The following is an 11,395-nucleotide window of genomic DNA, read 5'->3' as shown; positions in this document are numbered from 1 at the left end:
TACCTCACCAGGATGGCCACCCGGCCCACCCCCTTCGGCGCGTTCTCCGGTGTCGCGGTCGGGGAGTTCGGGGCGGAGACCACCGCGCGGCTGGGTGTCCCGGCCTTGCGGGACAACCGGATCCGCGCCGACATGGCCTGGCTGCTGACCCTGATCAAGCAGCTGGAGGAGGACCAGGCGCTGCGCCCGCACCTGCGGGTGGTGCTCAACTCCAGCGTGCACCACAGCGGCGACCGCCTGGTACTCCCGTACGCCGACATCTACGGGCGCAGCGACAACCGCGCGGTACGGGTGCGGGCCACCACGGCGGCGCTGGCGGTGACCAGGCTGGCCGCCACCCCGACGCCCTACGACCAGGTCGTCGACGGGCTCGCCGAGCAGTTCCCCGAGGTCGACCGCGGCCGGGTCGCCGGGCTGGTCGAGGAGCTGCGCACGCTCAACTTCCTCACCAGCGACCTGCGCCCGCCGCTGACCGTGGCGCAGCCGGAAGCGCTGGTGCTCAAACAGCTCGCCGGGATCGAGCAGGCCGGGGGCACCGCGACCGCACTGCGGGAGATCATCGAGCTGTCCCACCGCGCGGCCGCGGGCGGCGGGGCCGCGGCACTGGCCGAGCTGACCGCGGCCCAGCGCGCGCTGGTGCCGGGCCACACCGGCTCCACCTACCAGCTCGACGCCACCCTGGACCTGCGCGAGCCGCGGATCTCCGCCGAGGTCGGCACCGCGGTGGCCGGGGCAGTGGACTGCCTGGTGCGGCTCGCGGCCGCGCTGCCGGGGCACAACCATCACCTCGCCCAGTACCGGGACGCCTTCACCGAACGCTACGGGCTGCTGGCGCTGGTGCCGGTGCTGGAGCTGCTCAGCCCGGAAACCGGCCTGGACGCGCCACCCACCTACACCGAGCCCGCGCGCGAGTTTCCGTTGCCGCACACCATGCCCGAGCCGAAGCAGGAGGACTACGACCGGCTGCTGACCGAGTTCGCCGTGCAGGCGTGGTGGTCCGGCGAAACCGAGGTCGAGCTGACCGACGAGTGGCTGGACCGCCTGGCGCCGGCCGGCCAGGCGCCGCCACTGGCGCTGTACCCGGTGCTGGACGCCTACATCCAGCTCGCCACCGACCGGTCAGGGCAGTGGCGGGCGGTGCTGCGGGAAGAAAGCCTGGCCTTCGGCGGCCGCACCTCCGGCCGGTTCTTCGACCTGCTCGGTGAGGAGGCCGTGGACCGGCTGCGCGGCTACGCCCAGCGGGAGGAGGCGCTCAGCCCGGAGACGGTCTACGCCGAGCTGTGCTACCTGCCCGCCAATGCGCGCGCGGCCAACGTGGCGATCCGGCCGCAGCTACGCGGCTACGAGGTGCTGCTCAACGCCGCCCCGTCGGTCCCGCCGGACCGGGTGATCAACCCGGCTGACCTCTACGTCGGCGCCACCGAGGACCGCTTCTTCCTGTGGTCCAAGCGACTGGGCCGACAGGTGGTGGTCTCGCAGAACCACATGCTCAGCCCGCACGTGGCGCCCAACGTGGCCCGGTTCCTGCTGGAGGTCTCCAACGACGGCTACGCCATGCCCTTCGGCTTCCGCTGGGGACCACTGGACACGATGCCCTTCCTGCCCAGGGTCACCCGCGGCAAGGTGGTGCTGAGCCCGGCCCGGTGGCGGCTGACCTCGTTGCCGGGCAAGGACTTCGCCGCGGCGGCACGGGCCTGGCGGGAGCGGTGGCGGGTGCCCCGGCACGTGTACCTGCTCGATGACGACAACCGGCTGCTGCTCGACCTGGAGCACCCGGTGTGCCTGGACGAGCTGGCCGCCGAGCTCAACCGCGGCCCGGTGACCGTGCAGGAGATGCTGCCCGGCTTCGGCCAGCAGTGGCTGCGCGACACCGACGGCGCGGCCTACCTGGAGGAGGTCGTCATCCCGCTCATCGCCCGGGACGGCAAGCAGACCGCGCGCAGTGCGGTGACCCTGTCCGGACGCGTCGAGCCGGTCGACGGCGGACAGCGACGGCACCTGCCGGGCGGGCGGTGGAGCTTCCTCAAGCTCTACGGGGGCGTGCGGCGGCAGGACGAGGTCATCGCCGGACCGCTGCGCGAGCTGGTGGCGCAGCTGCGCGAGCAGGCGCTCATCGACCGGTGGTTCTACATCCGCTACCTGGACCCCGAACCCCATCTGCGCCTGCGCTTCCGCGCGGCGGACACCGAGGCGGCGCACCAGGTGCTGGCGCGGCTCACCTCCTGGGGCGGCGGCCTGGTCGGTGCCGGGACCGCGGTCGACACCGCCGTGGCCAGCTACAGCCCCGAGACCGAGCGCTACGGCGGCCCGCGCACCTTCGACGCGGTGGAGCGGGTCTTCGCCGCCAACAGCGCGGTCACCGCCGACCTGGTCGCCCTGCTGCACAGCGGTGAGCACAAGCTGCGCCCGGAGTTCGTGGCGGTGGCCGCGGTCGACCGGCTCTACCGGCAGTGGGGGCTGGAATCCAGTGCGCTGGTGGAGTCGCTGCCACCGCCGGGCGAGCAGGACCTCGAGCTCGTGCGGGCGGACTTCGGGCAGCACCGCGCCTACCTGACCGAGCTGCTCGTACCGTGGGACTTCCGGCCGCACGAACAGGGCCGGAAGCACCACGAGATGGTCAACGAGATCCTTGCCCCGCAACAGGAAGCGGTGGCCGAGGCGGCGCGGGTGGTCCGGGCCGCCGCGGCCGAGGGCGAGTTGTGGGGCGCCGAGGCCGGGGTGCTGGGCAGCCTGGCGCACATGCAGGTCAACCGGTTGCTGCCGGTCGACCTGCACCGCGAGTCGCACTGCTACGCGCTGTGGCGGCAGGCGTTGCGCGCCATCGGCGGCCGGCCCGCCGCCCCGTCGGCCACCGGAGGAGTGCGATGAGCGCGAAGAGCCACTGGTGGCGGATCGCCAGGATGCTGTGGGAGCTGAGCCCGCTGCGGGTGCTCGCCCTGGTCCTGGTGACCGTCGCGGTGTCGGTGATGCCCGCGGTGCAGCTCCAGCTGACCGCGACCGCGGTGCAGACCGTGGCCGACGCGATCACCTTGCGCGGTCAGCAGGATCTGAGCGGACCGGTGGTCACGGTGGGCCTGCTGGTGCTGGCCGCCTCGGTGCTGGTGCACCTGCTCGGGGTCTGGCACAGCTACCTGGACTCGGTGCTGCGCCTGCACCTGTCCACCGCGGTCGGCGAGGAGGTGATGCGCAAGGGCACCAGGATGGAGCTCCAGGACTACGAGGACGCCGACTCCTACGACAAGCTCCAGCGCGCCTTCCAGGAAAGCAGCGGATCCCGCATCCACCAGCTGTTCACCGACACCCTGGCCTTCGCCCGCGAACTGATCACCATCCTGTCCGTCTCCGCCGTGCTGTTCTCCTGGAACGCCTGGATCGCGGTGCTCATTCTGCTCTCGCCGATCCCCTCGGCGATCGCGCAGATGTGGTACGGCAAAAGGATGTACGAGATCGAGTACGACCGGGCGGCCGATCGCCGCCGCCTGGTGTACTACCAGTACCTGACCACCACCGACCACTCCTTCAAGGAGGTCCGCCTCTTCCAGCTCGGCGACCACTTCATCGGCGCGTACCGCGAGCTGGTGCGCCGGTTCCTGCGGGTGGACCGCGAGCTCACCCGCCGCCAGTCGGTCTCGCTGGGCGTCTTCGGCCTGCTGAGCGTGCTGATCTCCGCCGGGGCGCTGGTGTACGCGATGCTGGCCACGGTGCGCACTGGCCAGATCGGTGAGCTGGCGGGCTACCTGCAGGCGATCGGCGTGGTGCAGGTCTCCGGCCACACCCTGTTGGTGGGCCTGGCGATGCTGTTCGAGAACAAGCTGTTCGTGAACAACCTGTTCGAGCTGCTCGACCTGCCCGAGCGGCAGATCCGGGGCGGGCAGCGGAAGTTCCCGGAGCGGCTGCGCCAGGGCATCGAGTTCCGCGAGGTCAGCTTCACCTACCCCGGCACCAGCGAACAGGTCCTGGACCGGGTCAGCTTCACCATGCCTGCCGGCAACTGCGTGGCCCTGGTCGGCCAGAACGGCGCGGGCAAGACCACCCTGGTCAAACTGCTCACCCGGCTCTACGAACCGACCGGCGGGCAGATCCTGGTGGACGGGGTGCCGATCGAGGAGTACGACCTGGACGAGCTGCGGCGCAACATGGGCGTGATCTTCCAGGACTTCATCAAGTACGAGCTGACCGTCCGGGACAACATCGGCTTTGGCAACCTGGCCCTGCGCGGCGACACCGAGCGGATCCGTCACGCTGCCACCGCAGGCGGTGCGGAGTCTGTTGTGGACAGTCTCCCTGATGGTTACGACGCCATGCTGGGCCGCCACTTCGAGAACGGCCACCAGCTCTCCGGCGGCCAGTGGCAGAAGGTCGCACTGGCCAGGGCGTTCATGCGGGCCGCGCCGATCGTGGTGCTGGACGAGCCCACCGCCGCCATCGACGCGGAGGCCGAAACCGAGATCTTCCAACGCTTCCGCAGCATCGCCGACACCTCCACCAGCCTGCTGGTGGCCCACCGCTTCTCCACCGTCCGGATCGCCGACAAGATCATCGTCATCGAGGGCGGCAAACTCGTCGAACAGGGCACGCACACCGAGCTGATGCGCCAGGGCGGCCACTACGCCTACCTGTTCAACCTCCAGGCCGCCGGATACCAGCCGGAGCACACGTGAAAACCTCCATCATCCTGCCGGTGATGCCGGAACACCCCGCCGACCTCACCCCCTTCGCCGAACTGGTCCGCGACACCCCCGCAGACCGTCTCTGGCAGGGCCAGTCCCTCGGCCTGGAAACCCACCAGGCCTTCGCCTACCTGGCAGGCCAAGGGTTTCAGGTCCCGGTCGGCACCAGCGTCACGCTGACCGCGTTGCGGCACCCGTACGAGGCAGCGGTGCAGGCGCGTTCGCTGGCCAGACTCAGCGGTCACGGCATGGTGCTGGGTATCGGCACCGGCACGCCGGAACTGGTGAAGTCCCTGCACGGCAAGGCATACGCCAGTCCGCTGACCGCGGCCGGGGACTACCTCACCATCCTGCGCGGACTGTTGGACGGCAGGCCCGTCGCGCATGCCGGGCGTCACCACGGCATGCACGGCGAGCTGCCGCCGTTGACGCATCCGCCGGTGGAGCTCGGGCTCGGCGTGCTGCGGCCCGCCGCCGCCCGGCTGGCCGGCGCGCTGGCCGACTGCGCGATCACATGGCTGACCCCGCCCGACTACCTGCGGGAGGTGCTGGTCCCGGCGGTGCGGGCGGGTGCGGCCGAGGCGGGCCGGCCGGCGCCCCGGGTGGTCGCGGTGGTCCAGGTCGCGATGCGCCGGGACGGCCGCAACCCCTATCAGGTGGCGCTGAACGCGACCAGGGAGCACCTGGCCGCCCCGCACTACACCGCCATGCTGCGCGGCGCGGGACTGGACGTGCATCCCGTGCAGCCGGTGCTTGGCGCCCGCGCGCTGGTGGACTCCGGGGTCTTCCTGACCGGAACCGCGGTGGAGATCGCCGCCGGGCTGCTCGCCTACCACCGGGCCGGGGTGGACGAGGTGGTGCTCAACGTCGCGGGCGTGCACGTGACCGAGGGCCTGCCCGCCGCGGTGCGCGACCTCCGGGAGATCCTGGCGGAGGCAGGGGCCGCCACCGGGCCGGCTGCCGCAACGACCAGCGGGCCGTCTGGTTCGACGGCGACATGATCAGGACGTGCTGACGCGTCCGGCCGCCCGCAGCCGGACGCGCACCGCGAGGCCACCGCCGGGGGCCGGGGCCAGCGATACGCTGCCCGCGTCATCGGCCACCAGCTGGCGGACGATGGCCAGGCCGAGTCCGGAGCCGCCGCGACCGGTGTGGCCCTGACCGCGCCAGAACCGGTCGAAGGCGCGCTGTCGTTCCTGTTCGGACAGTCCCGGCCCCTGGTCGAGGACCTCGATGGTGACCCGGTCGTCCTCGCCGTGGGCGCGCAGGGTGATCACACCGTCGGGCGGGGAGACCTCGACGGCGTTGGACAGCACGTTGTCCAGCACCTGTTCCAGGTGGCCGGGACTGGACAGCACGCGCAGGTCCTCCTTCGGCAGTTCGGCGGCCAGCCGCACGCGTCGTTCGGCCGCCACCGGGGACCACAGTTCGAGCCGGTCGGCCAGGACCTCGGCCAGTGCCACGGGTTCGGGGGTGCTCACCGCGCCCTCGGCCCGGGCCAGCGCGAGCAGACCGTTGACCAGCCTGCTCATCCGCACCACCTCGGCGGTGGCGGTGTCCACGTCCTCGCGGGTGAGCTCGTCGGTGACCTCCTCGCCGATGTTGTCCAGGGACAGCCGCAGCGCGGTCAGCGGGGTGCGCAGCTGGTGGGAGGCGTCGGCGACGAAGGCGCGCTGGGCGTCGACCAGGGTGCCCAGGCGCTGGGCGCCGGAGTTGAGGGTGCGGGCCAGGGCGCGGGTTTCCGGGGGGCCGGTCTCGGCGGAGCGGGCGGTGAGGTCGCCGTCGCTGAAACGGGCGGCCATCGCGGTCAGCTCGCGCAGCGGGCGGGTCAGCCTGCGGGCGAAGAGCACCCCGGCCGCGGCGGCCACGATGAGCACGCCGACGGCCAGTGCGGCGCGGAAACCCCAGATCTGCCACAGTCGCCGGTTGAGCGGCTCCTCCGGGTAGCTGAAGCGCACCGCGCCCGCGACCGTCCCATCAGGACGGTGGGCGGGCACGGTGAGCACCAGGGCGTCCGCGTCGAACACGGGGGAGTGGGTCCAGCTGGTGGTGCCCGCGCCGCGGGCTTCCGGCGAGTCGGCAGGCAGCAGCTCGATCCGGCCGGGGGTCTGCTGCTGGTAGGCGCGCACCAGCCGGTCCAGTGCCTGCCGGGAGGGCTCGTCCTGGCCGGTGAGCAGCAGGGCCACGGTGTCGGCCTCGCGGCGGACGGTCTGCTCCAGGTCCTCCTCCAGCTGTGTGGTCAGGCTGAAGGCGACCGGTACGGTGAAGGCGGCGATGGCCACCGCGACCAGCAGCACGTAGCTGGCCACCAGCTGGCGGATCATGGGGTGACCACCAGCCGGAAGCCGACGCCGCGCACGGTCTCGATGGTGAAGGCGCCGGGGAACTTCCGGCGCAGCGAGCCGATGTGCACGTCCAGGGTCTTGGTGGGGCCGAACCAGTTGGCGTCCCACACCGCTTCCATGATCTGTTCCCTGGTGAACACCGCGCCGGGCTCCTCGGTGAGGAAGGCCAGCAGGTCGAACTCCTTGGGCGTCAGCAACACCTCGGCCTCGTCCATAAAGGACCGTCGGCCGCGGCGGTCGAGGCTGAGCCGTCCGTAGCTGTCCGGCCGCGCCGGCGCCGGTTGGTCGGCCGGGCGGACCCGGCGCAGCACGGCGCGCATCCGGGCGATCACCTCGCGCACGCCGAAGGGTTTGGTGACGTAGTCGTCCGCGCCGATCTCCAGGCCGACCACCCGGTCCACCTCGTCGCTGCGCGCGCTGATCACGATGATCGGCACGTCACCGCGGGCCCGCAGCTCCCGGCAGACGTCCAGGCCGTCGGTGTCCGGCAGGCCGAGGTCGAGCAGCACCAGGTCCGCCTCGGCCGCGGTCAGCGCGGCCGCGCCGGTGCGCACCCAGTCGACCTCGAAGCCGTAGCGGCGCAGGCCGCGGCGCAGCGACTCGGCGATCGGTTCGTCGTCCTCAACCAGCAGCACTCGCACGCGCGCATCGTCGCACGCCGTGCGCGCGAATGCGGGTCGGCTCTCGGCGTGGCAGGGCCGGAATTCGACGGGAACTCGACCACGAGTTCGACATTCGTTGTCCGCGATATGTGGTTTCCCTTAATCTCCAATGCATTCCCCGTTCGAGTGGAGTGGCTCATGAGTCCCGTTGACCGCCGGTCCTTCCTGCGCGCCTCCGCACTGGCCGCCACGAGCCCGGTGCTGCTGCCCTCGGTCGCGGCCGCCGCGCCCGCGCCTGCGCCGCCTGCCGTGTGGCGGGTGCGGCCGTTCGCGCTCAAGGACGTCGCGCTGGGAGAGGGGATCTTCGCGGCCAAGCGTCGGCTTGTGCTGGACTACGGCCGCGGCTACGACCTCGACCGGCTGCTCCAGGTCTTCCGCGCCAACGCCGGGCTGGACACCCGCGGCGCGGTGGCCCCTGGCGGCTGGGAGGGCCTGGACGGGGAGGCCAACGGGAATCTGCGTGGGCACTACACCGGGCACTTCCTCAGCATGCTCAGCCAGGCCTACGGCAGCACCGGCGAGGCGGTCTACGCGGAGAAGATCGCCGAGGTGCTCGGCGCGCTGACCGAGGTGCGCGCGGCGCTGCGGCGGGATCCGGCGGTGCTCAGTGTGCCGGGCCGGTTCGGCCGGGCCGCGGAGAACGCCCGCGGTTCGCACCAGTACCTCGACCTCCCGGCCACCGTGCTCGGCGGCACCTCCGACATCACGCTCTCGGTCTGGGTGCGGCTGACCCATCAGACCAACTGGGCCAGGGTGTTCGACTTCGGCAACGGCACCGACCGCTACCTCTACCTGGCCGCGCGCAACGCCGACGGGGTGCCGCGCTTCGCCATCACCACTACTGGCGCGAGCGGTGAGCAGACGGTCAACGGCACCGCGCCACTGCCGCTGAACCAGTGGAGCCACCTGGCCGTGACCATCGCGGGCGGCACCGCGACCTTGTACGTCAACGGGATCGCGGTGGGCAGGAACACCGGCCTGACCCTCAACCCCGCGGTGCTCGGTCCACTGCGGAACAACTGGCTCGGCCGGTCGCAGTACCCGGATCCGGTGCTGGCGGCGGCTTTCGACGAGGTCAACATCTACTCGCGGGCGCTGAGCGAGGCCGAGATCGAGCGCCTGCAACACATCCGGGCCGCCGAGTCACCCGCGGGCGTGGGTGATCTGGCCTCCTACGACTTCGAGGAGACCGAGGGCGGGGTCTTCGCCGACGCCTCCGGGCGGGCACGGCACGCCACCCTGCGCCGCACCTGGGGCGGGCCGAGCCACCCCGGTTTTCTCGCCGCCTACCCGGAAACGCAGTTCATCACGCTGGAGTCGATGACCCGGGGCGACTACTCCGTGGTGTGGGCGCCCTACTACACCGCGCACAAGATCATGCAGGGTCTGCTGGACGCCCACCGGGAGACCGGCGACCGCCGCGCGCTGGACCTGGCCGAGGGGATGGCCGACTGGATGCACTCCCGGCTGTCCAAGCTGCCGGCGAGCACCCTGCAGCGGATGTGGGGCATCTTCTCCAGCGGCGAGTTCGGCGGTCTGGTGGAGTCGATCGTCGACCTGCACGCGATCACCGGCCGGGCCGAGCACCTGGCGCTGGCCAAGCTCTTCGACCTGAACCGCCTGATCGACTCCTGCGCCGCGGGCACCGACATCCTGGACGGGCTGCACGCCAACCAGCACATCCCGATCCTCACCGGGGCGCTCCGGCTCTACGACAGCACCGGGGAAGGGCGCTATCTCGCCGCGGCGAAGAACTTCTGGGGCATGGTGGTGCCGACGCGGATGTACAGCATCGGCGGCACCAGCACCGCGGAGTTCTGGCGCGCGCCAGGTCTGATCGCGGGCACGCTCAGCGGCAGCACCGCCGAGACCTGCTGCGCCTACAACCTGCTCAAGCTCAGCCGGATGCTGTTCTGCCACGAGCAGGATCCGCGTTATATGGACTACTACGAGCGCGCGCTCTGCAACCAGGTGCTCGGGTCCAAACAGGACAGAGCAGACGCGGAAAAGCCGTTGGTGACCTACTTCATCGGCCTGCTGCCCGGTCAAGTCCGCGACTACACGCCGAAGGCGGGCACCACCTGCTGCGAGGGCACCGGGCTGGAAAGCGCCACCAAGTACCAGGACACGGTGTACCTCGCCAACGCCGAGAACACCGCCCTGTACGTCAACCTCTACAGCGCGTCCACGCTCACCTGGGCGGCCAAGGGCATCACCGTCACCCAGCGCACCGGCTACCCGGCCGAGCAGGGCTCGACGATCACCATTGGCGGCAGCGGGAAGTTCGACCTGCGGCTGCGGGTGCCCGCCTGGGCCACGGACGGGTTCCGGGTCACGGTCAACAACCGAGCGGTGCGGCAGAACCCGGTGCCCGGCACGTACTTCTCGGTGTCCCGGTCCTGGACCAACGGCGACACCGTCCGGATCGAGATCCCGTTCCGGTTGCGGGTCGAGCAGGCCCTCGACGACCCGTCGGTGCAGACCCTGTTCTACGGACCGGTGAACCTGGTGGCCAGGGACGCCCGGCAGAGCTGGCTGCGGTTCGGGCTCTACCGCGACTGCGGCCTCTCCGGCGACCTGCTGCCCAGCCTCACCCCGGTGCCGGGCAAGGCGTTGCACTTCCGGCTCGACGGGGTGGAGCTGGCGCCGTTCTTCGAGGGCACCGAGGATCCGGCCCACGTGTACTTCCAGCGGGCCGAACCGGAGGTCGTCTTCGGCGGCACCGGCTCCGGCATCGCCAACCCGGCCCGGCCCGACGGGCGCACGCTGCTGGACGAGATCTGGGCGGCCGCGCCCTTCGCGGACAAGGAAAAGCTGGTCCAGCACGTGCGCGCCACCGCGGAGAGCTGGCGCGCCGCCGGGCTGCTCACCGCGGCCGCCGCCAAGAGGGTGGTGGACACGGCCGCGGCGGCCACCTACGCGAGGTAGTGCGGTGCGGTCGAATCCGAGTCGGCCTCGGCCGCTTCCTCCTTCCCGGGACACCGACCCACCACGTGCATCGCGTCGGTGAACGCGGCACGCGCGGAGACGAGGACCGCCTCGGCCAGCTCGCCCGGCAGCCGGGCCGCCTCGGCAACCGCCTGGTCCAGGGAGTCACCGATCGCGCGCGCCGCACTCGGCTGGACACCGGCGGGGCACCGCGCCGGTCATCCGAGACTCGTACACCGCCGCACCGGCACTGCCCAGCACCGCCACGCCCAGCGCGACACCGAGGTCGGTGCTGGTCTCCGAGATCGAGGCCGCCGAACCGGCCTTCGCCCGCGGGGCCGCACCGACCACAAGATCCGTGCACCTGGTGGCGCGCCGGGCGGGCGAGCTCGAGGCCGCCGAGACCGGCAGGTCGGCTTCGAGGCCGGTGCGGCGCTGATCCTGGCCGAGCTGGGCTTCCTCGCCGGGCAGCGCGGTGACCGGGAAGGCGCCTTGACACTGCACCGGGCTGGGCTCGTCGCGGCCAGGTCGGGCCAGGACCCCAGAGCCGTCGCGCTGGCGCTGGCAGGGCTGGCGGGCGCGCTCGCGCTCGCCGGTGACCACGAGCAGGCGGCCTGCCTGCTGGGTGCGGCGGCGGGCGCGCGCGAGTCGACCGGCGCGCTCCCGCCCGACGCCGAGGCGGGCGACGTGCGGCGGATCACCGCCAGCGCCCGCGCCGGGCTGTCGGAAGACTTGTACCGCACGGCTTTCGCGCACGGCAGGAGCCTCGGCGTCGACGCCGTCCCCTGAC

Annotated in this window: 8 protein-coding genes; 5 read left to right on the top strand and 3 right to left on the bottom strand. The window is 71.9% G+C overall.

Features of this window, described 5'->3' with window-relative positions:
- The 3 genes from ACWDY5_RS18210 to ACWDY5_RS18200 all read left to right on the top strand — a co-directional run.
- On the top strand, positions 1-2,868 hold a 2,868-nt coding region (locus tag ACWDY5_RS18210), incomplete at its 5' end, for a lantibiotic dehydratase (RefSeq protein ID WP_449723351.1).
- Positions 2,865-4,661 (top strand): ABC transporter ATP-binding protein, encoded by a 1,797-nt coding sequence (locus ACWDY5_RS18205; protein ID WP_449723350.1) that lies wholly within the window; start codon positions 2,865-2,867, stop codon positions 4,659-4,661. The genes ACWDY5_RS18210 and ACWDY5_RS18205, both read left to right, overlap by 4 nt.
- On the top strand, positions 4,658-5,671 hold the full coding sequence (locus ACWDY5_RS18200; RefSeq protein WP_449723349.1) for an LLM class flavin-dependent oxidoreductase: 1,014 nt from the start codon (positions 4,658-4,660) through the stop codon (positions 5,669-5,671). The genes ACWDY5_RS18205 and ACWDY5_RS18200 overlap by 4 nt, the downstream gene beginning before the upstream one ends.
- Here ACWDY5_RS18200 and ACWDY5_RS18195 read toward each other — a convergent pair whose 3' ends face one another.
- Positions 5,672-6,994 carry a sensor histidine kinase gene (locus ACWDY5_RS18195; protein ID WP_449723348.1) on the bottom strand — a complete coding sequence of 441 codons (1,323 nt, stop codon included), beginning with the start codon at positions 6,992-6,994 and terminating at the stop codon, positions 5,672-5,674.
- Positions 6,991-7,656: a response regulator transcription factor gene (locus tag ACWDY5_RS18190; protein WP_449723347.1), complete on the bottom strand. Its 666-nt coding sequence runs from the start codon at positions 7,654-7,656 to the stop codon at positions 6,991-6,993. Before ACWDY5_RS18190 ends, ACWDY5_RS18195 begins: the two co-directional genes overlap by 4 nt.
- 159 nt (positions 7,657-7,815) lie before the next feature.
- Here ACWDY5_RS18190 and ACWDY5_RS18185 point away from each other — a divergent pair, with 159 nt between their 5' ends.
- Positions 7,816-10,605 carry a beta-L-arabinofuranosidase domain-containing protein gene (locus tag ACWDY5_RS18185; RefSeq protein ID WP_449723346.1) on the top strand — a complete coding sequence of 930 codons (2,790 nt, stop codon included), beginning with the start codon at positions 7,816-7,818 and terminating at the stop codon, positions 10,603-10,605.
- A 165-nt stretch (positions 10,606-10,770) separates the two neighbouring features.
- Here ACWDY5_RS18185 and ACWDY5_RS18180 read toward each other — a convergent pair whose 3' ends face one another.
- On the bottom strand, positions 10,771-11,109 hold the full coding sequence (locus ACWDY5_RS18180) for a hypothetical protein (protein ID WP_449723345.1): 339 nt from the start codon (positions 11,107-11,109) through the stop codon (positions 10,771-10,773).
- On the opposite strand from ACWDY5_RS18180, the gene ACWDY5_RS18175 reads away from it, so the two are divergent.
- Positions 11,098-11,394: a hypothetical protein gene (locus ACWDY5_RS18175; protein ID WP_449723344.1), complete on the top strand. Its 297-nt coding sequence runs from the start codon at positions 11,098-11,100 to the stop codon at positions 11,392-11,394. The genes ACWDY5_RS18180 and ACWDY5_RS18175 overlap by 12 nt on opposite strands.
- Position 11,395: the final 1 nt, after the last annotated feature.

The organism is Crossiella sp. NPDC003009 (genome assembly GCF_053591555.1).
Note: the sequence above shows the minus strand (reverse complement) of the source record. Positions and strands in the feature narration are given on the sequence as shown.

What these genes read in the sequence shown, in the direction of transcription:
- ACWDY5_RS18205 (WP_449723350.1), top strand. Translation starts at nt 2,865, where the DNA reads ATGAGCGCGAAGAGCCACTGGTGGCGGATCGCCAGGATGCTGTGGGAG.
- ACWDY5_RS18195 (WP_449723348.1), bottom strand. Translation starts at nt 6,994, where the DNA reads ATGATCCGCCAGCTGGTGGCCAGCTACGTGCTGCTGGTCGCGGTGGCC.
- ACWDY5_RS18185 (WP_449723346.1), top strand. Translation starts at nt 7,816, where the DNA reads ATGAGTCCCGTTGACCGCCGGTCCTTCCTGCGCGCCTCCGCACTGGCC.